Here is a 22,613-nt window from a genome sequence, read left to right on the forward strand (position 1 = left end):
TGTTAAGAATTCATGCTCTGCTCAAGTATCAAGTTCATTCTTCAACAAACATTGCAACTTCCTTAAAACCATGAAAATAGAACAGATCTACACAGGATGTCTGGCTCAAGGCGCCTACTACATACAATCTGCGGGAGAAGCGGCCATAATTGACCCTTTACGGGAAGTAGGACCTTATCTGGAAAGAGCCAGAAGAGATGGCGTACAGATCAAATATGTACTGGAAACCCATTTCCATGCTGATTTCGTTTCGGGCCACCTGGATCTTTCCTCCAAAACTGGTGCTACGATAGTATATGGTCCTCTGGCAACTCCTGCTTTTAAAGCCTATATCGCCAAAGATGGAGAAGAACTGGCCTTAGGAAAAGTACATATCAAAGTGCTGCATACGCCTGGACATACCATGGAATCTACTACTTATCTATTGATGGATGAGCAAGGGAAAGCGCATGCGATTTTCAGTGGTGATACCTTGTTTCTGGGGGATGTGGGCCGTCCGGATCTGGCACAAAAATCAGCACATATCACGCAGGAAGAACTGGCCGGAATGCTGTATGACTCCCTGCGCAATAAAATTATGCCCTTGCCGGATGATGTCATTGTATATCCGGCGCATGGTGCGGGTTCTGCTTGTGGCAAACATATGTCTAAGGAAACGGTAGATACCTTAGGAAGACAGAAGCAAACCAATTATGCCTTGCGAGCCGACATGACCAGGGAAGAATTTATTCAAGAAGTAACTCATGGATTATTGCCACCTCCGGCCTATTTCCCGGAAAATGTAAAACTCAATAAAGAAGGATACCAGAGCCTCGACCGGGTACTGAACAAAGGCTTACAAACTCTTACTCCTGCCGATTTTGAAACAGTAGCCAATGAAACGGATGCATTGATTCTGGATACCAGACCTCCGGATATTTTTGCCAAAGCTTTTATTCCCAATTCTATTAATATAGGCATTGACGGCAGTTTTGCTCCCTGGGTAGGCGCTTTAATTCCTGGTGTTGCGCATCCGATACTGATTGTTGCAGATAAAGGCCGGGAAGAGGAAGTAGTAACCAGGCTAGCCAGAGTTGGTTTCGACAATACGCTGGGTTATCTGGCTGGCGGCCTGGAAGCCTGGATAGAAGCAGGCAAGGAAACAGATCATGTTTCTTCTATCTCTGCCCAGAATTTCGAGAAAATCGCCCAGTCTGCTGATGTCGCAGTATTCGATGTACGTAAAGAAAGCGAATATCAGGCCGGACACCTGGAAGAGGCCATCAACACGCCGCTGGATTACCTGAACGAATATTTATCAGATATTCCTAAAGACAAAGAGATATACCTGCACTGCGCCGGTGGCTACCGCTCGATGATCGCTGCATCCATTCTCAAATCCAGAGGCTGGAATAAGGTTACTGATATTGCTGGCGGCTATAAAGCCTTATCTGATAATACCAGCCTGAAACGAGTCCCGGCTGCCATGTCGCATTAGATGTAGGCATTGATCAATAGTCATTAGTGCTAGGCGCAGATGTGTCTATTTACTGCTGACAACTGATTTTATCTTGGTGCCAGGTGTATAGAATTTTAGATTAGTTTCAAGAATAAATTTTCTATACATTTTCAGTCTCAGGCAGAAGCGCCGACAACAAAAAATCTCAGTTAGATTACTAACTGAGATTTTGCTTAATTTTTATCCTTCCGAAATACACCACTATAGCTTTAATGTTCCAGGCAGGTATTTCGCCATCAAATCTTCGTAGTAAGGTTTCAACTCTTTCACCACCGGAGGTTTTGGACTTTTTGAATACAAGTCATACGGATTGAATTTACGAACCCAGTCGAACATTTTGCGGTCATGCTCATCCATCAGGTGATCGTAGGCATTCTCGCGGTGCTGGGCATAAAATGAATGGTAGCGGATCATGTACAAGGCAGGTTCCGGCAGATAATCTTTCATCATCTGGTAAAGGTATTCATCGTGCCCCCAGGACATATGTACATTTTTCAGGCCGCAGCCATGTGAATAGACACCGTATTTGGTATTGTACCGTTCGTCGGTAGCATCCGGATTTAAGGCAAAAAATTCCGGGTAGACCACTTTATCTGAGAATTTGCACCCTACCGGAAATGTGTCGCCCACAACAGCCCATTGCGGTTCGCCAAACAAACAAAGCACTTTGCCCATATCATGCATAAACCCAGTCAGTACAAACCAGTCCGGATGACCATCAGCACGAATGGCCTCTGAAGTCTGCATCAGGTGCTGGAGTTGATCAAGGTCCGTATCCGGGTCAGAATCATCAATTAATGTATTCAGATATTCAACCGCATTCCAAACCGGCATTTCTTTTTTATTGAACTTCAAAAATTCTTTTTCCTTTTCCAGCACAAAATCATAGGTCTGGTAGGTATGGTTCAAGCGGTAAAATTCACGAACGGTATCCCGTTGCGGACTATCATAATTGCGGAATTCTTCTTTGGCTTTGGCAGGCTTTCCTTCTTCCGGATAACGTTCCAGTAAGTCTTCGTCCCACTGTTCCAAACTGGCTAAGGGTGCGATCTCTTCAGGCGTATACTTTTTATCTGGTTTCATAAGTTCTTATGAGGGATTTAAATATGTATAAGATTACAAAGTTAATGATGAATGTAAAGTTCGTTTATTATAATAATTTTTTACTGATAATGAGTGTGTATGATTTTGAAAGTCAATTTAGTAAAATTATACGGGAATATAAAAATCAAGATGTAAAGCAGTTTACAGAGACAGGCTGATTTGCGTTTTCCGGGCAAAATAACTACTCACAGCTTCCGTTACTTGCCGGATCTGGCTTTGGGATAATTCATAATAGAAAGGCAACCTGACCAGACAATCAGAATACCGGTCGGCTTGATCAAGTGCATGTCCGCTATATTTGGATTGGAAAAAAGCACTTTTATGAAGAGAGAGGTAATGAAAAATGGCATGTACCCCTTTCTGCTTGAGGTAATTAATCAATGCGGTTCTTTCTTCCAGGTTGCTGCACACCAGGTAAAACATATGGGCATTGTTGGTTGCATAGGCAGGGATATAAGGCAGCAGCAGATTTTCTTCTGATAATGGCAATAAAGCTTCGTGATAATTATTCCATATTTCCTTACGCCGGTTTTGTATATCGTCTATATTTTCCAGTTGTGCATATAAAAATGCAGCGATCATATCAGACGGCAAAAATGAAGAACCTACATCCATCCAGGTATATTTATCTACTTCACCTCTGAAAAAAGCCGAGCGATTTGTGCCTTTCTCCCAGATAATTTCAGCTCTTTCGGCAAACCGCTTATCATTAATTACCAGCATCCCTCCTTCTCCGGCAATCACATTTTTAGTTTCGTGAAAGGAGAAACAACCCAGATGGCCTATTGACCCGAGTGGTTTATCCTCAAAATAAGAATCTATGGCCTGGGCAGCATCTTCTACCACAAACAGGTTATATCTTTCAGCCAGCTTCATAACAGCTGCCATATCACAGGCGATGCCGGCATAATGTACGACAACAATGGCTTTGGTTTTAGAGGTGATCAGTTTTTCTAAATCTGACGCATCTATATTTGGATTTTGAGCAGAAGAATCGGCAAATACGATAGTAGCCCCCCTGAGCACAAAGGCATTAGCCGTAGAAACAAACGTATAGGAAGGGATGATAATCTCATCGCCGGGCTGGGTATCGATCAGAATAGCAGCCATTTCCAGCGCAGTCGTACAGGAAGTAGTGAGCAGCACTTTGTTGAAATCATAGCGCTTCTGGAAAAAATCATGGCATTTTCTGGTAAACAAGCCATTGCCGGAAATTTTTTCGTGAGTAACAGCTTGTATAATGTATTCTGTTTCCTTGCCTGTAAAATAGGGTTTATTAAAACCTATCATGTACTATAAAATTATAAATATATACACTTACTTACCTTCTTACTGTTCTTATTTGCGCACGATTATTGTAAAATCATATTGGTTGTAATCGTGTAGTAAAGCTACGTTTTTGGAGAAATTTTTCTTACAATAATCAAATAAGTATAAGGGATCTGCATAGTATAGATAATCCTGCATTTTATCTCGATCAGCGTATGAAGTTAAGGCATTAAAAGCAAAACCTTTGCGGCTATTTGCATTCATCGCATGAATTGTATGCATCATATGCTCTAACCATTTTTCATTGCTCAATGAATTTTTCACATTAAATATTCCACTAGAAACCGTATAATCAGCTTCTTCCATTGCTAAAGGGTCAGAAATGTGTACAAATCTGCATTGCTGATTTTTCTGATAGGCTGCGGCTGCAATTTTTATCATTTCTGGCAGAATGTCGTATCCGATGTAAGCAAAAGAGGAAAAATGATTTGCGTACAAATAGTCTACAAAAGCTCCTGTTCCACAGCCTAAATCGTTGACATGAAACGATAATTTATTTGAAAGCAATTTGGCCAATTGTTCAAACCTGACAAGTTGTGCTTCTTCATTTTTCCAGCCTACACCTTTTGCCGTTTGTCCAAAATTCGCCAGATTTTGGTCATAGAATTTTTGCAATTCCTCCGTTATTTTTTCATTCATATTATTGCTGCTTCTTATAAATTTCTTTGATCACAGTTAGGGGTCTATTTTTAATCTCCGAAAATATCTTGGAAAGATATATCCCGATCACACCCAGAATAAATATAATAATGCCTCCTACTAACCATATGGATGCAATAATACTGGCCCATCCTTCTATATCTATTTCTAAATGAAGTTTTCTATACACAATGTACGCTACTTCCAGAAAAGAGAGGCAAATAATAAAAAAGCCAAATACAAATATTAGATACAGAGGCCGGCTGCTCAGGGAAGTAATAGAATCTACCGCATGTTTAATTTTTTTTCTAAGAGTATAAGTAGAGGAACCTTTGCTGCCTTTGGTCACATGAATTCCTCTCTGGTTAAAGCCTGTCAGCACAAAAACACCCCATATATCGAGTTCTTTCTCATTGAATTTTTTTATATTTTCCACATAGCGTTTTGTCATCAGTCGGGCGGTTAAACTGTTTTGCTGGTATTCGATACTAGCCAGTATAGAAAATATATAGTAAAATACTCTACCGCTCATTCTTTCGAAAAAACCTCCTTTTCGCTTTTCCTGAATTCCAAACACTACATCAATATCGCTGCTACTGATTAGTTCTTTGCAAAAAACATTTAACAATTCAGGGGCTTCTTCCAGATCGCTATCAATGAGAAAAATATAATCGCCTTCGGCATAATGTAAACCTGCCATCATGGCCTTATGATGACCAAAATTCCTGGAAAGGTCCACAATGGTTATGTATGGGTCCTGAGACTGTAAAGCAAGCACTTTCCTCAAAGAATCATCCGGAGAGCCATCATTGACAAAAACAATTTCATAATCTGCAGTGATAGCCAATACACTTTTTAAGATGCGGGCATAAAATTCATCAATAAAACTTTGTGAATAATATAGAGTGGTGACTACCGAAATTTTCATATAAATACATCAAAGCTTTTTATGGGTATGATTTGTTAAGGGCTACATAAAAATAGTCGTTTCAATCTAAAATTTATAGAGCTGATAAACAGTAAAACTCATGTTAGAAGATGACGCATTACTAAGACATTTTAGTTTAAGGCATCTTTGATGGTGGATTTCATAAATTGACTTGCCTTTGGACCTTCATTAAAAATCAAATCCAGAACAGTAACGCCATGCTCAAATGGAGGATAAAGCTGGTTATATTCAGGGTAACCTGAATAATCCATCCATGAGACTGAAATACCAGCCTCTTTAAACATTTTTTCATCTATATATCCTTTAGCGGCCGGGCCGGACAAATATTCCTTGGCACCTGCCTGCTGACATAAATAAACCAATCGTTCATTTCTATTACCGCAGAGTGTGTAGGCTGTAGACCAGCTTACTTTTGTTTGAATACCTAATAATGGAAGGATAGCAGAAATAAATGTAAAATTTATTAAACTTAGAAACTCTTCATTTGTCTGTAAGTATAGGGATTCAAAGATCCCGCTATATTCTTTAAAATAAGGAGCTTTTCTGTAATTATTTGTAAGGGTTGCCCAATGAACCTTTCCCCAATTTTTATCAGCAACCACAACTTCATTAATCTTTGTTTCAAATCTTTCTTTTTTTACCTTAACTGGTAAAATCAGCCATTTTACTCCCTCTTTGGTTTTAATTAAATTTCTATTCCGCCAGTCACTTCGGGTATATTGTACTTCATCTAAAATGATGAACTCATCTACTGAGTTGATCATATCAAAATATCCTTTCCAGGGAATATAATTGGATTGAATAATAGCAACTTTCTTGTCAGGCATTTTGGTCTGGAACCAGGATTAAAAGATTTACGGGATTATTAAAAATCATTTATTAATATTTTATACTCTTTAAGTACTTCATGCTTCGCAGATAAGATAGATTTCAGAGCAAAATCCTGTAAATCCTAAAATCTGCATAATCCTGATCTCAGACATTATCTTACTCCATCTCATCCTTCCACTCATTATAGGCATTTTGCAGTTCCTGTTGTGCTTTGCGGTTGCCTTGCTGCAGGCTTACTTGTATGCCTTTCCGGAACGTATGTTCAGCTTGCTCATGCTCACCTAAAGCAGCGTATACTTTTGCTGCATGATAATAGGTAGGCACATAGTTTTCGTAATCTGTCAGCAATTTTTCATAATATTTTAAAGCTTCCTTTGGGTCTTTTTTCAGGTATTCCGTAGCCAATGCATACCAGTTAAACGGATCGTCAGGATCTTCCTTTAAAAACTCAAACAATTGTTCCAGCCTTGACTGATTCATATTTTCAATTGTACAAAGTTTATGTAACTTCGCCCCAAATTAATTTTATCTTTTTAAAAATACTTCCCTGCGTATGAAAATATTAGTTTGCATTTCGCATGTGCCTGATACGACGACAAAAATCTCATTTACTGATAACAATACCAAACTCAATAAAGCCGGCGTACAGTTTATTACCGGCCCTTACGATGATTATGCCTTATCGCGTGCCATCGAACTGAAAGAAGCGAAAGGTGGAACAGTTACTGTGCTCAATGTAGGACTTGTAGAAACAGAACCCACTATCCGCAAAGCCCTTGCCATTGGGGCTGATGACGCCTTCCGGGTGAATGCCGAACCAACTGATGCGTATTTTGTAGCCACCCAGATAGCTGCCATTGCCAAACAAAACAGTTATGATCTGATTCTGATGGGCCGTGAATCCATCGATTTTAATAGTGGTCAGGTACATGGGCTGGTAGGTGAAATGCTGGGAATTCCTTCGCTGTCTCCGGTAATGAAATTAGATATTGAAGGAAATAAGGCTGTTCTGGCCCGTGAAATTGAAGGTGGGAAAGAAGTACTGGAAGTAAATCTGCCTTTGGTAGCCGGTTGCCAGGAACCCATTGCCGAATGGAAAATACCTAATATGCGTGGGATTATGACGGCTAAAACAAAACCTTTAAAAGTAATAGAACCGGTAGGCCACGAAGATTTATCTGTAGTGAGTAAGTATGAGTTGCCTGCACCTAAAGGAGCCTGCAAGATGATTCCGGCCGAAGAAGCAGAAAAACTCATTACCCTGCTCAGAACCGAAGCAAAAGTACTGTAGCGAAGTCGCTGGTAGGTAGTCGTTATTGATTTGGTTTGGCGAAGATTATATTACTATTTGACAGTAAGAAAAGTTATAAACTTCATTTGTATTCTACAGAAAAAAATCAGTAAAAAAGCTTAAAATATATGAGACCTGTTCTAATACTTGCGTTTCTATTTTTATCCATTGTCCAGGCATTTGCTCAGAATCCGGTAGCTATCGTCCGGTATGAATACATGCAGGTAACTACCATTGAATCTTTAGTAGGAGCCGGATTAGGCCGTTCACGGATGATTACTACCGGGCAGGATGGCAAAATTCAGGAGATACCGCTGGAAAACTTCTTTAGCGTAGGTGGGATTAATTTTGAAAATATTCGCAACAATGACCAGGCGATCACCAATAAAATCAATGAACTTAGCAACCAGGGCTGGGAACTAACCCAGACTTCTACAGGAGCCGTAGCAGATCAGGGACGTAGTATTTTTATTACACGCTATTTATTTCGCAAACCGAAGCAATAGTTGGGTATAAGATCATACCAGATCAAGTAGGTTGCCGGTTAAAATGAATATACCTGTTAAAAACTTTACTAATTTCTAAAGACAAAAGACCAGAGACTAAAGACTCATTAAATTTAAACCTTATGTCTATACTCGCATTTGTTGAAATTGCAGAAGGAGCTGTAAAAAAATCTTCGATAGAAGCCGTAGGATATGCAGCCCAGATCGCAAAACAAAAAAACACAAGTACTACTGCTATTGTACTCGGCGAAATTTCTGCAGCAGAACTGGAAAACTTAGGCAGTGTAGGTGCTGATAAGGTACTGCACACCGCAGATAGCCGCTTGAATGATGGCATTATCCAGGCTTATACCAGTGTGCTGGCACAGGCTGTTGAAAAGGAAAAAGCAGAAGTACTGGTTCTGGCTAAATCTTCTCTGGGCGATGCCGTGGCGGCCCGGTTAGCGGCCCGGCTGAAAGCTAGTCTGGCTTCCAATGTAGTGGATCTGCCCGATTTCTCTAACGGCTTTGTCGTAAAACGCAGTATTTATACCGGGAAAGCCTTTGCATATACTGAACTGAAAGGTGACAAAAAGATCATTGCGATTAAGAAAAATGCCTTCAATCCTACAGAGACGGATAAAAAAGCAAGTATCGAAAATTTCTCACCGGTTTTAAATGATTCAGATTTCAACGTTACCATTAAAGAAACCGTAAAAGCTAGCGGAGATATTTTATTGCCTGAAGCAGACATTGTGGTTTCTGGGGGTCGTGGTTTAAAAGGACCTGAGAACTGGGGCATCATTGAAGACCTGGCAAAAGCGTTGGGTGCTGCTACGGCCTGTTCCAAACCCGTTTCTGACCTCGACTGGCGGCCTCATCACGAACATGTAGGCCAGACAGGCATTAAGATCAGTCCGAATTTGTATATTGCAGTGGGAATTTCAGGAGCTATCCAGCATCTGGCCGGCGTTAACTCCTCCAGGGTAATCGTAGCTATTAATAAAGATGCCGATGCCCCATTTTTCAAAGCAGCGGATTATGGTATTGTAGGCGATGCCTTTGATATCGTGCCGCGGCTGACAAAGGCAGTGAAAGGATCGTAATAAACAGGTATTTAACCGCTATTTGCGAATTTTTAAGTGTCTGAATACTTGGAAATTCTCAATAAAAAGCATACTTTTTAACGTGAACAAGATTAAACTTGAAATTCTCGGCCTTTCTTCAAGCCAGTCGCAATCGGGTTCGTTTGCCCTGGTGTTGGGAGAGGAAACTGGTAACCGCAGGTTGCCCATCATTATCGGCATGTTTGAAGCACAGGCCATCGCTATTGAAATAGAAAAGATTGTGCCCAACCGGCCTATGACACACGATCTCTTTCGTTCCTTCGCCAACAGTTTTAAGTTTTCAGTGCTGGAAATCGTGATTTCTGACCTGAAAGAAGGCGTATTTTATGCCAAAATTGTATGCACCGATGGAATGAAAAAGGTAGAAATAGATGCTAGACCTTCGGATGCTATCGCGATCGGTTTACGCTTTAATGTTCCGATTTATACATTCGAGGCTATTCTTTCTGAAGCCGGTATTGTTCTTACAGATGCCAACGAAGAGGAAGAACCACTGGTAAAAAAAGAAGAACCCAAAAAAGCTGGCGGCCGTAAATCTTCTATGGAACAACTCAAAGATATTCCCTACGAGCAACTGAAAGCCATGCTGGATGAAGCCCTGGAAAAAGAAGATTATGAACGGGCTGCCAAAATCCGGGACGAATTGAATAAAAGAAACTAAGATTTCAAATACTCCTTAACACTGCAAAGCTACAAGTTTTGCAGTGTTAATTTTTTGTACCTGTCCATTGGAACGTAGAGCAAAGCAACATTTGTAATTTTCTGATTACTGTGTAATTTATTTGCTCCCTGCCTTTTAAAGCCTTATAATTTAAGAATTCAGAAATTATTACCAGAGTAATACTTTGCAAAGATTCATTTGTAACAAAACTCTATTCATGAACTTTTTCTGGTAAGTTTACTTACGTTTGTATGGATCATTTTTGGGAAAGTATTCATGCAAACCATTACCGCTACAAAACACTCTTTACTTAAACTGGTTGCCGCTTTTGCTGCTGTATATATCATCTGGGGCTCTACTTACCTGGGTGTCCGGTTTGCCAGCGAAACCATTCCGCCACTCTTGATGGCAAGTGTTCGCTTTTTAGTTTCGGGCAGCATCTTATATATAGTGGCCAGAGCAAAGGGTGCTTCTGCACCCCAACCTATTCACTGGAGAAGCTCAGCCATTACAGGTTTTTTCCTATTGCTGCTGGGGAATGGCCTGATGGCCTGGTCATTAAAGTTTGTTGCTTCCAGCATGGCAGCTATACTGGTAGCCACCGAACCTTTCTGGCTGGTACTGGTTGCCTGGTTGCTGTTTGGCAAAGGCAAACCAGCCATAAAAGAAGTACTGGGACTGGTGATTGGTTTTGCAGGAATTATGATTTTAATCAGTGCAGGTAATCATTCTGGCAGCACTGTTACCAACCCAATCGGCGTAATTATGGTGATGGTCAGTGCTATTGCCTGGGCCATTGGTTCGATGTATGCCACCAAAGCTGTAAACACAGACTCCTCTATTCTTACCGTAGCCATGCAGATGCTGGCTGGTGGAGTTATGCTGGTAATAGCTGGTACATTAGTGGGCGAATGGAAACTCCTGCACTTTGATGCCGTAACGGCCAAATCTTTGATAGCACTGGCTTATCTTACTTTTTTTGGTTCGCTTGTCGCATTTACAGCCTATAGCTGGCTATTAGGAAAAGTTTCGCCCAGCCTGGCTTCTACCTATGCGTTTGTCAATCCGGTGGTCGCTATATTTCTGGGATGGTCATGGGGAGGGGAAGCTATTTCAGGCGCTATGCTGCTGGCTTCGGGTATTATTATAACCTCAGTTATTCTCATTACACAAGCCAAGCATAAATAGAAGTTGTTAGTTATCGGTTAAAGCCCACAATCCACAGAAAATTTCTGATTTATAGGATCACTGCATTACAGAATAATTAGTATTCAGACCTTTAGTAATTCAACATTTCTATTATTTCTGTAGACTGTGGACGATCTTTTTGCTAAAAATCCGTATTAGGCTCTTTCAAATCCAGTTCCTTAATCCAGATATTGCGGTATAAGACATCATGGCCTTCTGCCTGTAATTTCAGACCACCCGGTTTATCTGTGATTCCCTTACCACCATCATTACCGCCATCTATACCGGAATTTGGCCCGCCCCATACCTGGCTGATCGAATGATTGGTATGCACTTTTTTTCCATTAAAATACAAAGTAGCCATCGGCTTTTCCACCAGTTTTCCATCCTTAAAACGAGCTGCTCTGAACACAATATCATACGAATTCCATTTACCCACGCCATTGTACGCATGATAAGGAGAAGGCGTTTCATTGATAAGAGCTGCCATGCCATGGGAAGTAGTATCTCCATCGAGCACCTGAATTTCGTAGCGGTTCTGTAAATATACGCCACTGTTACCACCTGCTTTGGTAATATAAAACTCCACATGCGCCCGAAAATCACGGAATTCTTTTTTAGTCACAATATCTGCCGCTCCATATTTACCACCAGCGGCAGAAGGATCATTGCTATTCATCGCGGTGCCATTACCCGCCGGGTCTTTTACTACTTTCCATTTGATAGGCAAACTGGCGGCTAATCTGGGGCCTTTCCAGTAAGTCCATTTCTCATGAAGCATTTTTTCACTGCCATCAAAATAGACTTCTGCATCTTTTAATGGTTTGGTGCCAACACCTACCTGTGCCTGAACCTGACTAATAAATCCTATACTTAGGACAAAAAATAAACTGGTGATACTGTAAATACGCATGAATTTTGGTTTAAATATGATTTATTTTGTTTGCTAAAAAGCCTCTTATAAAGTTAAGCAAAGAGTAGTTTGCATTCAACTAATGAAGGAATACTTTATCATAATCTTTGTGTCTTATTGACATTTGATTTGTTTTTATTCCCCATAATAGCTTTACTATGTGTTTATTTCTTAAAATATAAAGCGATCTAATTATTCATCTATTGTTTCATCGTACGCAAATACGCCACCAGATCCACTACTTCTTCATTCGTTAAAGTTTCAAATAAACCTTGCGGCATCATAGAATTCGGGGTAACTTCCTGAGACTGAATATTGGCTTTATTTATAACCACGGCATCCTGACCAACGACCCGAAGTACCAGTTGCCTGTCATTCTGGGCAGAGATATTTCCGGCATAGGTGCGGCCATCCCGGGTAGTAACTACCACGAGCTTGTAATCATCCTGAATCTCTGCACTGGGGTCAAGCACATTAAATAATATATAATCCACATCTCCCCTATTGGAGCCCGTCAGATCCGGGCCAATGTTGCCGCCTTTTCCATACATTTTATGGCAACTGCCGCAGGTACGCTGAAAGAGCAACGCTCCTTTTTTGGTATTGGCACTGGCCAGAGCATTTTCCGTAAGCATACTGCGGTATTTATCGTAAGCTTTGGTATCGTTAGGGATATCATCGATGGGTCCCCAGATTTCCACAAACCCACTTCCTACTACCCTACGCAATTGCCTGGCTACACTGGCAGGAACATCCCGTTTGGGAATGGATTTGTCTTTTAAGGCATTAGCGATCATCCAGCCATATCTGGGCCTGGATGCCATTGTCTGTACTACTTCTGCCTTTTCTTCGGGAGAAAACGTATTGTATTGTTTCATCAGCAATCTTCCCAGTTCCTCATTATCATAACTGGCTGCTGCCCTTATCGCTTCTAATCGGATGTTTTCGTCGGTAATAAGATTTTTCAATTCAGGAAGGAGTTCAGGCCGTTGTTTGCTTGCCAGTGCCTGTAAAGCACTGCGCCGTTTATCAGCAGGTGAAGTATTATCTTTTAGTAAAGCTAATGATTGCTGGGCAGCCTCACTATCGCCAAATTGCTGGGAAACTTCTGTAGCTAGTTGTGCTACTTTTCCACCTGATTGCTGCAATTGTGCATATACAGTTTTCCAGTTGGCTGGTGGCGTCAGGTCAGTCTGGCCTTCCAGGGCTTGTAACATGCCTTCCAGCAACTGTATCTGATTATTGGAAGTTTTTCCAATCGCTGTAAGCAGTGTTTCTACAGCATTGGCATCTACGGTCCGGCGGGCAATATACTGGGTAAGCATAGGTATTTTGCTTTGTGCACTCATTTCCAGAGCTTTAGCCGGATTTTCAACTACCAAGGGTTCGGTGCCAAACCAGATCATTTTAGGCAAATTATGGTCGCTGGTATCTTCTGCATGTTTGATAAGTTCAGCGGCTAATTTCCAGCCAGTATTTTTATCTACCCGTTGCATGGCAGAAGCCAGATATAACCGCACCACCGGAGAAGCATCTTTGGCAGACATGTCGGTAAACTTAGCCAGTGCTTCAGCCGGAGGATTTCTGTCTTCACACAGCAATTGAATGGCCCACGCCCGAACGTATTCATTGGAATCATTTAAAGCTTCCAGTAGCTGCTTATTACTAAATCCACCTGTTACATGCAAAGCCCACATCGCCCGCAAGCGATAATCCGGGTTGGCGTTTTGAGTATAAATAGTCCGTAATTGCTCATGTGTTTTCTTATGCAGTTTACCTTTGGTGGCACGGTTTTGCAAAATCACTCTTGCCCTTCTGGCGTGCCAGTCACTGGCGTTTGTCTGCAATTCTACCAATTGCTTATCGGCCATTTTGGTGAGGTCAGAATAGCGGCCTTTCCAGTTCTGGGCAAGAGATTGAGCAGGCACAATCCGGAAAATGCGGCCTGTTTCTGAATTTAACACTTCCTGCCCACAAATATCTGCATCATGCCAGTCTAGGGCATATAAGCCGCCATCCGGACCTATTTCCATACTGAATCCTACCCACTGGGCATTATTGGCCATCAGAAAATCGTCGGCATGACGGCCTCTGAAACCAGAGCCTCTAGGCTCAAGAATATCTGATAATACGGCATGTTCGTGAATATTGGCCATAAACATCCGTCCTTTGTGTTCGGCAGGAAAAGCATCTGACTGGTAAATCCTGGCTCCCCCATGCGCCGAACGGTGGCTATGGTCGGTAATGGTGCGGATATCGCTGTATACATATGGATTAAAATGCTGCCCACCCTGCCGGTGATAAATACCACCGGGCACCACATGCCAGAGATGCGGAATAACACAGGCGCTGATAAAGAGTTGTCCCTTGGCATCATAATCTATTCCCCATGGATTACTGAATCCATGTGCGACTACTTCAAACTTATCTTTAGTAGGATGATACCGCCAGATACCTCCGTTAATGTCTACCCCTTCTCCTTTCAGAATATCTTCCGGAAATGGATCTTTATGCCGGTATAAACGGCCTTTGCATTCCGGCTTTCTTACTTTAGAAGGAGTAGCAAATCCCTGGCATCCATATAGCCATCCATCGGGTCCCCAATGCAAGCTGTTTAAGGTTTCATGCCGGTCACGGATTCCCCAGCCAGTCAATCGTACTTCAATATCTTCCATATCGGCTTTATCGTCGGCATTGCGGTCGGGTACGAAGAGTAAGTTTGGCGGAGCACCTACAAATACGCCGTCAAAACCTACGGCAATAGCAGCCGGGAAAGCGATTCCTTCCATAAACACCTTGCGGCTATCAGCCACGCCGTCTCCGTTGGTATCTTCCAGAATGAGTATACGGCTGTTGCCAGCATTAGAAAAACCATGCCCACGGGATTCATAATCCTTGTTTTCTGCAATCCACAATCTTCCCCGGTCATCCCAGCAGAAAGCCATAGGTTGTGTCATCATCGGTTCGGAAGCCCACACATTTACTTTAAATCCTTCTTTCAGGGTCATAGATTTTACCGCTTCTTCAGGGGTGAGAAACTTGGCCTCCCTTCCCTCCCGCTGGGCAATTCCCCACAAAGCAGTTGTTGAATACATCGACTGGTCACCGGTGAACTCTCCCCAGGTTTTAGTCATTTCCACATCATTTAACTCACCAGTATAAATGACCAATTGATGCCTGATAATTTCTGTTTCTCCTTTTTTAATATACCAGTCGCCCTTACGAGCCCTTGCCGGACCAATGCCCAACTGGCCATCTACCCGCCAGAGCTGCGGATAGGCTTTATTATGCGGATGATCGAAAATAGCAATATGTGCCAGGTCGTTTCGGCCTTCTACCTGCATACCTACATCTACCCACATGGCTGGCTGTCCTTCGGCTTTTTCATTCTTCTGTCTGGCGGCATTTATTACTTCTCCTTTAATCCCTTCCTTCCAGGGCATCCGCAGGAACAGACCACCATAATCATATTTGCCAATGGTTACATCGGTTTGTGCCTTGCCTTTCCATTCCAGTTCCAGTAAGTATTTTTTATTCTTCTCCCGAAGAGTCCAGGTTTGAGTTTCAGTAAGTACGGCAGCGCCGGTAGAATCAAGCAGATTATAGACTGTTTGCCACTTCACCTGAGGGCCATTTGCCTGAATAACCCTGGCAGAAACCCGTTTCCAGTAATCGTCTTCCGGATGATGAAAATAATCGCGGCCATTTACCCTGGTAAATCCCCAGTACAAGCCAGTCTGGTGTTTATGATGCCCTGGGCTGTATTCGGTCAGCACACCTTTTCCATCTGGCGGGATGATAGGATGCAGGTATGGCCGGAAATCTGGCCTGGCATTCTGAGTAAGAACCGGCTCGCTGGAACCATCCCTGAAAACGCTGATGGTACCAGATTTTTCATCCTGTACTATCTTGAAAGTGGTTTCATCAGCAAATGTTTTTATCGCAACATGCTTATCCTGAAAAAACCACCAGGTGCTGAAAAGGAAGAATGAAATGAAAAGTATAGATGATTTGAGCATACAATAAATAAATTTCAGGAGAGTTTAGGTCTTCTAAAATTACTATTTTCTGTTCATTAAATACAAGAACTTTTAATTTGTTGTTGGTTGATCGTTGGTGGTTGTTATCATAGGACTACAGATACTCAGTTATACAAATCTATTCATCAGGGGAAGATGTTGAATTCTAATAAGTATCTGAATGAATTATAAAGCCGGAAAGAAAAGCTGGTGTAGGCTATGCATAGCAGCGGCTACGCCAGTATGTGTTTCCATTTTACTCAGCAGATAAGCCACCATAAATCCGCTTACCATAATCAATCCGGTAAAATTATGAACTTTTTCGAACGCCTCCGGAATCATGGTATCAGCCAGCATAGAGAGAACCGCACCGGCTGCAATAGCAGTAGTGGCGGCAATGACGCCCGGAGAAAAATGACTAAACACTGAACACCCCATGAGTGAAGCTAGTGCAGAAATAAAGGCTATCGTTCCCCATACCCCAAAGATATATTGCTTCGACCGGCCAGATTGTTTCATGCCTGCTGCACTGGATAAGCCCTCCGGTAAGTTGGAAAGAAAAATAGCGATCACTGTTACCATGCTTACCGCACCACCGGCAATCATACTTACGCCTATCACAATAGATTCGGGTATTCCATCTACCAGTGCACCCATGGCCAACGCCATCCCACTACCATTCACTTCTTTTTCAGAAGGCTGTAAATTATTAGACCGTTTCCGGTGCTTGGCTCCTTTATGGGTGAGTAACCAGTTAGCTATTGAGTAAATAATAGCACCTGCAAAAAAACCTATCGCCGTTGCCTGCGAGCCACCTTGCCGGTAAGCTTCCTCTACGAGTTCAAAACTGAGCGCCGAGATCAATACACCACTTCCAAAAGCCATAATGCCTGCTACTACCCGGTCGGGAATACTGGCAAAATAGCCGATGGCCGCCCCAATCAGCAAAGCTGAACCAGCCAGTAAGCCATATAATCCAGCTTGTAACCATACAGGGAGCATATTATAAGATTTAGCAGAAATTATTAATTGTACATAAATGTGTATACGGAATCGCTGCCCAAACAGGCAATGTTATTTCAACCATAAAGCCATCTTCTTTTTCGGAATGGAATATCTTGTATAAGCAAGGCTAAAGAAAAAATAATACCATTCCCTCTATAATTAAATAACAGCAGGCAATTATCCTGTTTTCAGCCCTTGTTTACCATTTGTTTACCTGAAATCAGCTTCCTGTTAACTCCCGGTATACCCTAAAAAATAGCTTTCAGGCCAGTGTCTCCTTTACCTTTGTGACAAGCAAAACAGAAAAACACAAATATTTTTTTTGCCGAAAAATTTAGAGACTACCCATCAACACCAACTTATTCATGAAAACATCAGCCATTATTCTCCTTTTTATATTTTTTACTGTATCGCCATTGTTGGCACAAAAAGCAAATCAATCACCCAACAACAAAACAATTTCAAATCCTATGTTACTTACTGATTCTTTCAAATCAAGACTTGTTGACTTTTTACACGAATCTTTCCCTGACTCCAAAGCTACACCAGTGGCAGAGATGAAAAAAACGATTCATACCGTGTTGCAAAAGGCAATCGGCTACGGACTCGATAATGAAGCCGATCTAGCTGCCTATGTGATTACGGCTTATGTTCTCGGCGAAAACTTCGACCAGGAAATACCAGAAGCCAAACAACTGTTACAAGATACCGGCTATACCAGCAATCAGAAAGCAAATCAACTCGAAACATGGACCAGGCAAGTAATGCAAACGCTGGAAGAATATAAGGAACTTGCCCAGCAGGTAGGCGCTAAACAAAAATCTATGCAGCAAAACGCGCAGGTATTACAACAAACAGACCATTCGGAAGCACCGGTAAGTGAATACATGGATATGCAGCAGGCTTCGGCCTCTTATCACCAGATGGCCAACTGGGCCGTAGAAAGACTCAGGTCAGGTGATCTTACCTCTGTGATGCGGAAGTTCAGCGCTAATTTTATGGATTACCTCGGCAAAGAGAAAGTAGAAAAAGTATTTGCTGAACAAATGCTACCCTATTTTGTAGGCAGCACAGGCATAGATGCCTCCAGCACCATCACAATGACTACAGACAGTTTTGGCAGTAAAGGTTTTGCGTTCTATCTGAACCTGACTAGTGCCGAAGGTAAAAAGCCATTTATCGTCTATATTGTAAATGAAAACAACCAGCTTGTGGTAGCTAATCTGGTACTGAATAAGACCTACGCAGACATGCATTAAATCTGAAAGTATTGATTCATAGTTAAGGAAAAGGAGAACTCATTTGTTTGACTTCTCCTTTCAATCATTAACAGATCAGAAAATTAATGGTGTATTCTTGTAACTTCTGCATTCCAAATTTTTCCACCCATAATCTTCAGCTACGATAGGTGAAACCCAGGTTATTAATCGAGCTATTCACGATGAGTATATTAAGCTTCTTTTCATTCACGGGTTGTAAAGCCATTTCATCGGAAGAGGTTAAAAATACGCCTTATGGGAATTTTACTATACGCCAGATTACAGAAACCGAACGGAAAAGTGGTTCTATAGGAGGCAGGAAATATACCACCAGCAGTTATCTGATAAAGTACGAAATATATTATAAGGGGAAAAAAGTAAAATTCCCTTCTGCCCTGCAAAAAGGCAGTGAATATAATTATCTGTGGCAGGTATATATATTAAATGATGCGGCGAAACCAGCTTTACTGGCTGGCAGTCAGCAAATATTCCTGATTACAGAGGAAGATAAGCAGGTAAAAATAACCAGGCTCTCCCATCAGGATAGTGAATTTTCCTCCATACAATGGCTTGATAGAAACATGGGTATGCCAACAAAGGAGCATAATACCTGGCAACCTCAAAACGACAACCAACTCAATAGTTCACTGGTGTTAACTGGCGGTAAATATTTATTGATTAACCGGTTTACTGTGTTGAATACCAAAACGCTTCAATACTGGCAATTTAACCGGCAGCGCCTGTGGGAAACACAAGGCTGGCGGGTACTATACGAAATCAATGTGGGGCATGAAATAGCCATCGGCTTTTCAGAAAAATATAAACAAGTTGTTTTCAGGGCTTCAAAATCTGATGTACGCAAAGAAGGCAGTTATTATTCCGGGTTGGCAGTCTTCGATTATACAACGGACCAACTCTCTATTGTTCCGTTTAACCGTACCCCATTGCACCTGCAAAGCATAGAAATACTGAATGTGCACTCCTTTCATCAGTTTTTTGAATGGAACCCCCCGGGAAGCTCAGTTTAAAAGAGAATATAATCGCTATTCCCTGGCAGGGTAAACTCAATTTTGCAGATAAGAATTATATCAATTATACACTGTTTCCAGTAAAAGAATCACTTGTTCTGGAGTTTATAAATTTTGTTACAACCAGATATACTCCTTCCGCTTCAGCAACAGATTCGGTGATTGTTAAAGAAAAGGACTACGAAACTGTGCTCAGTTACAAAGTCCGGATAGACAGTACATGGTTTGGAATAGAATATTTAAAAACCAAACGTACCCTTACGTTTAATACGCATTACAGCCAGGAATTTTCAGATACCTGCCGTAGACTCATTGAAAGAATAAGCAAAGATTTTAATAACGCACTTTCTAAGGGAAAATACCAGGAACATTTTCTACCCTTTCCTGATGAAGCGCCTACCCAGGTTAGTACCAAGTTTTGAATCTGCAATTGAGCATACAACAACATATAGCGAATATGTTGCTGTATGCTCAGCATTTATTGTGGAGAACTAGTGGAATAGAGCTGGTTAAACAGCAACTTGAATGTACCATGCGATTGTCCCCGGAAAGTGATTTCTGGGCCGAAAGCGTAGAGTTTACCCGAACCGACAGAAGCCTCGAAAGCAGCTACACCATCCTGTAAATAGGCTTGTCCCCAGGCCCATCCGCTCCGCAAGGGACTGCTGGTCGCAAACCACGCCAGAGGTTTTACCGTTCCTTTGGCGGCAGCATCGGGAGCCAGTTTAAACACCGGGCTTGCATCAAAGTATACATCGCCTTCAGTCGGCATGCCCCACATAGCCGGATGGGCCGCATCAAAATTCATCCGCAGAATACTACCGGGCACATAATATTTCTCTGCTGGCAAAGGCCGCTGTTGTCCGCTACTGGTCATTTCTGTGAGTGCATTTTTCACCGGAATGTTCAAGTGATACGCCAGATTCGTACTGCTGCCTATCGTTACGACCGTTCCTCCTGCTTCTATGAACTTCTTGAGCTGCGGAATGGATTTATCAGCGGTGATCTTCCCTAACTGGGTACGATATTCTGTCGGAACTTCTTCCGGTTTGGGTTCTTTTGGCGTATATCCTCTGCCACTTTCACTTTCTTGCCCTGGCATTGCAGGAATAGCCCTGGTAACGAAAATAAGCACATCATACTTTTTATTAAGATTGCCAGCATCTATTTCGGAAGAAAATATAACCTGTATAGGGAAATGATACTGCTCCATCAACCAGCGGACCCATCCCGAAGGCATAGACCCACCATAGGTATCCCACAAGGCAATCCGCACCGGCGAAACTTTGGTCGTAGCCCCTGCCGGATGCTGATTCACCCCGATAATAGTCAATCCATAGGAAGTCCCTGCTTTCTCCAGAACCTCTTTGGCTTTTCCGGCAGCCGGAACATAAAAAGAGCCCTGACCGGCTCCAGACATTTCGCCTGCAATCCGGAATACATCTACGCCAGCTTTCAGAAGATCATTTACGGTTGTAAACGACTGATTTGCCGAAGAACTCAATACGTATCCTCCTTTGGCTGAAACAGTTGCCAGTTGCCCCTTCGGTACCTGTAATTCTCCATAAGGCACCCGTTCAAATGGGCCATCGAAACTATCCTGGATTCGGTCGAATTGAACACCCATCTGGTAAGCAAGTGTCCATCCGGCGGCATCATATGGGCGGACCGGAGGACCTCCCTGGTACTGAAAATCATTGGGATGGTCTTGCGGCTCAAACATATCGAGCACATGCGGACGGAAAGCCTGATTTGTTTTAACTACATACGAACCTGCCGGATATTTTTTAGAAGCAACCATAAAATTGGAAGTAGCTTTATGGACCAGAATACCGTTTTTTATTAAGGCATTTACAAAATGTACAGTCGTTGGGAAATCTGGCTGGCTGGCCGGAATAATATAGCCCCTGGCATCACGCAAGGCTGGATCTTTTAACACCGCATCGTAATACTTCACCGGCATTCCCCCTCCTCTGGAATTCCAGCCGAATGGATCGCCAGAAGAATTACTAGCAGCTGCCTGAGTAGCACTGGCTTTTTGCTGATCCGTTTTATAGGCCTGGTTGATGGCTTCAATACGTTTGGGAGAAAGCGTCCAGTAATCTTTACTACCACGTTCAATCGAATTCTTGCCCATCCGGTAAATATTGAACAATAATTCATCGGAATGCCTGGCGGCATAGTTTAATACGGCATAGTTTAAGGAAATAGAATAGTCAATAGATTGCCGGAAATGCCATTTTTGGGGAGTTACCGGGTTAGGTGTAGCCCCATTGGGAATGAGCCGTTGAGGAACCAGAGGCACTTCTTCCGGCGTAGGACCACCAATAATTTCAGTAAGCAACCCTATCATATTGTGAAACTGAGTGGTAGTTCTTAAGCCACCATTGTACCAGGTAGAAAAACTGGAACCATTCAGCCTCGTCAAACCTGGTTTATTTTCCACATTCAGACGGTTGATCATCGCTGCACCCAGAGCATCAATACCTGTTACCATCAAAGGGTCGAATACATAGTTGAAGGGGTCTCTATAAGGCGGACCAGCCAGTACACTTCCAGCCGGACCTCTCTGGTGGTGATTATACATAATCTGCGGCAGCCATTCCAGAAACAACTGACGGCCCATATTCTGGGATTCTTTCATATTCATGATATAAAAATCCCGGTTATTGTCGTGACCAATATATTTCTGATACAACCTTGGTAAATATTCCAGCGAACGTTTTTCCGGCTTGGATTCACGCATATACCAGTTAGTCACCAGCTCCTGTCCGTCGGGGTTGGCATGTGTAAGCAGCACAATCACTTCGTCGAGAATACGCATCGTTTCAGGATCTTTACGGCTTACCAGATTCCAGGCTGTTTCAATGAGCTGATGGGTTCCTACTACCTCTGTGGCATGCAATCCTCCATCAATCCAGACGACCGCTTTTCCTTCAATAGCCATCCCCTGCGCCTGCTCATCGGTGAGGTTTTCTGCCCTGGCCATCTTTTGTGAGATTTCTTTATAACGGTCCAGGTTTTTGATATTTTCCGGAGAAGACACAATCAGAATGAACTGTTGACGACCTTCTTCCGTCTGGCCAATATCTACCAGTTTGGTACGGTTGGAAGCAGCTGCCATATTTTTAAAATAAGCCTCAGTTTGAGTAAAATTAGCCAGCTGATAATCGTCGCCGATATTAAAACCAAAATGATCTTTGGGCGATGGTACTGTTTGTGCCTGTGATTCGTGCAGGAAAAACAACAAAAACAGGGTAATTACATAGCGGAAACGTTGATTCATA

General features: G+C 42.3%; 19 protein-coding genes. 9 read left to right on the forward strand and 10 right to left on the reverse strand.

Annotated elements, in window-relative coordinates; translation table 11 throughout:
- Positions 1 to 70: 70 nt before the first annotated feature.
- Positions 71 to 1,477 (forward strand): MBL fold metallo-hydrolase, encoded by a 1,407-nt coding sequence (locus GXP67_RS02555; protein ID WP_162441705.1) that lies wholly within the window; start codon positions 71 to 73, stop codon positions 1,475 to 1,477.
- 222 nt (positions 1,478 to 1,699) lie between these two features.
- Here GXP67_RS02555 and GXP67_RS02560 read toward each other — a convergent pair whose 3' ends face one another.
- The 6 genes from GXP67_RS02560 to GXP67_RS02585 form a co-directional block, all read right to left on the reverse strand.
- Positions 1,700 to 2,581: an inositol oxygenase family protein gene (locus GXP67_RS02560; RefSeq protein WP_162441706.1), complete on the reverse strand. Its 882-nt coding sequence runs from the start codon at positions 2,579 to 2,581 to the stop codon at positions 1,700 to 1,702.
- A gap of 162 nt (positions 2,582 to 2,743) precedes the next feature.
- Positions 2,744 to 3,892 carry a dTDP-4-amino-4,6-dideoxygalactose transaminase gene (gene rffA, locus GXP67_RS02565; RefSeq protein ID WP_162441707.1) on the reverse strand — a complete coding sequence of 383 codons (1,149 nt, stop codon included), beginning with the start codon at positions 3,890 to 3,892 and terminating at the stop codon, positions 2,744 to 2,746.
- A gap of 48 nt (positions 3,893 to 3,940) precedes the next feature.
- Positions 3,941 to 4,570 (reverse strand): class I SAM-dependent methyltransferase, encoded by a 630-nt coding sequence (locus tag GXP67_RS02570; protein ID WP_162441708.1) that lies wholly within the window; start codon positions 4,568 to 4,570, stop codon positions 3,941 to 3,943.
- Position 4,571: 1 nt separating this feature from the next.
- Entirely contained in the window at positions 4,572 to 5,498 is a 927-nt protein-coding gene (locus GXP67_RS02575) for a glycosyltransferase family 2 protein (protein WP_162441709.1), read from the reverse strand.
- A 131-nt stretch (positions 5,499 to 5,629) separates the two neighbouring features.
- On the reverse strand, positions 5,630 to 6,346 hold the full coding sequence (locus GXP67_RS02580; protein WP_162441710.1) for a WbqC family protein: 717 nt from the start codon (positions 6,344 to 6,346) through the stop codon (positions 5,630 to 5,632).
- Between the two features lie 160 nt (positions 6,347 to 6,506).
- The gene (locus GXP67_RS02585; protein WP_162441711.1) at positions 6,507 to 6,830 is read right to left on the reverse strand and encodes a tetratricopeptide repeat protein; all 324 of its coding nucleotides are present in this window, start codon (positions 6,828 to 6,830) and stop codon (positions 6,507 to 6,509) included.
- Between the two features lie 73 nt (positions 6,831 to 6,903).
- Here GXP67_RS02585 and GXP67_RS02590 point away from each other — a divergent pair, with 73 nt between their 5' ends.
- From GXP67_RS02590 to GXP67_RS02610, 5 genes are all read left to right on the forward strand, one after another.
- Entirely contained in the window at positions 6,904 to 7,641 is a 738-nt protein-coding gene (locus GXP67_RS02590; RefSeq protein WP_162441712.1) for an electron transfer flavoprotein subunit beta/FixA family protein, read from the forward strand.
- A 128-nt stretch (positions 7,642 to 7,769) separates the two neighbouring features.
- Positions 7,770 to 8,147, forward strand: coding sequence for a hypothetical protein (locus GXP67_RS02595; protein ID WP_162441713.1), 378 nt, complete (start codon positions 7,770 to 7,772; stop codon positions 8,145 to 8,147).
- Positions 8,148 to 8,269: 122 nt separating this feature from the next.
- A complete protein-coding gene (locus GXP67_RS02600; RefSeq protein ID WP_162441714.1) occupies positions 8,270 to 9,232 on the forward strand; it encodes an electron transfer flavoprotein subunit alpha/FixB family protein in 963 nt (320 codons plus the stop codon).
- Positions 9,233 to 9,314: 82 nt separating this feature from the next.
- Positions 9,315 to 9,914: a bifunctional nuclease family protein gene (locus tag GXP67_RS02605; RefSeq protein WP_162441715.1), complete on the forward strand. Its 600-nt coding sequence runs from the start codon at positions 9,315 to 9,317 to the stop codon at positions 9,912 to 9,914.
- Between the two features lie 276 nt (positions 9,915 to 10,190).
- Entirely contained in the window at positions 10,191 to 11,102 is a 912-nt protein-coding gene (locus GXP67_RS02610; RefSeq protein ID WP_162441716.1) for an EamA family transporter, read from the forward strand.
- A gap of 142 nt (positions 11,103 to 11,244) precedes the next feature.
- Here the strand turns inward: GXP67_RS02610 and GXP67_RS02615 are convergent, their stop codons facing one another.
- From GXP67_RS02615 to GXP67_RS02625, 3 genes are all read right to left on the reverse strand, one after another.
- The gene (locus GXP67_RS02615; RefSeq protein ID WP_162441717.1) at positions 11,245 to 12,015 is read right to left on the reverse strand and encodes a 3-keto-disaccharide hydrolase; all 771 of its coding nucleotides are present in this window, start codon (positions 12,013 to 12,015) and stop codon (positions 11,245 to 11,247) included.
- 200 nt (positions 12,016 to 12,215) lie between these two features.
- Positions 12,216 to 16,034, reverse strand: coding sequence for a PVC-type heme-binding CxxCH protein (locus GXP67_RS02620; protein ID WP_162441718.1), 3,819 nt, complete (start codon positions 16,032 to 16,034; stop codon positions 12,216 to 12,218).
- Positions 16,035 to 16,220: 186 nt separating this feature from the next.
- Positions 16,221 to 17,036, reverse strand: coding sequence for a ZIP family metal transporter (locus GXP67_RS02625; protein ID WP_162441719.1), 816 nt, complete (start codon positions 17,034 to 17,036; stop codon positions 16,221 to 16,223).
- Positions 17,037 to 17,404: 368 nt separating this feature from the next.
- Between GXP67_RS02625 and GXP67_RS02630 the strand changes: the two genes are divergently transcribed.
- The 3 genes from GXP67_RS02630 (at position 17,405) to GXP67_RS02640 (ending at position 19,748) form a co-directional block, all read left to right on the forward strand.
- Positions 17,405 to 18,298: a hypothetical protein gene (locus GXP67_RS02630; RefSeq protein ID WP_162441720.1), complete on the forward strand. Its 894-nt coding sequence runs from the start codon at positions 17,405 to 17,407 to the stop codon at positions 18,296 to 18,298.
- A 182-nt stretch (positions 18,299 to 18,480) separates the two neighbouring features.
- A complete protein-coding gene (locus GXP67_RS02635) occupies positions 18,481 to 19,326 on the forward strand; it encodes a hypothetical protein (protein ID WP_162441721.1) in 846 nt (281 codons plus the stop codon).
- Positions 19,299 to 19,748 carry a hypothetical protein gene (locus tag GXP67_RS02640; protein WP_162441722.1) on the forward strand — a complete coding sequence of 150 codons (450 nt, stop codon included), beginning with the start codon at positions 19,299 to 19,301 and terminating at the stop codon, positions 19,746 to 19,748. The genes GXP67_RS02635 and GXP67_RS02640 overlap by 28 nt, the downstream gene beginning before the upstream one ends.
- Positions 19,749 to 19,804: 56 nt before the next feature.
- Here the strand turns inward: GXP67_RS02640 and GXP67_RS02645 are convergent, their stop codons facing one another.
- Positions 19,805 to 22,612 carry a M14 family metallopeptidase gene (locus tag GXP67_RS02645; protein ID WP_162441723.1) on the reverse strand — a complete coding sequence of 936 codons (2,808 nt, stop codon included), beginning with the start codon at positions 22,610 to 22,612 and terminating at the stop codon, positions 19,805 to 19,807.
- Position 22,613 lies beyond the last annotated feature (1 nt).

It is taken from the genome of Rhodocytophaga rosea, from assembly GCF_010119975.1.
Classification (GTDB): domain Bacteria; phylum Bacteroidota; class Bacteroidia; order Cytophagales; family 172606-1; genus Rhodocytophaga; species Rhodocytophaga rosea.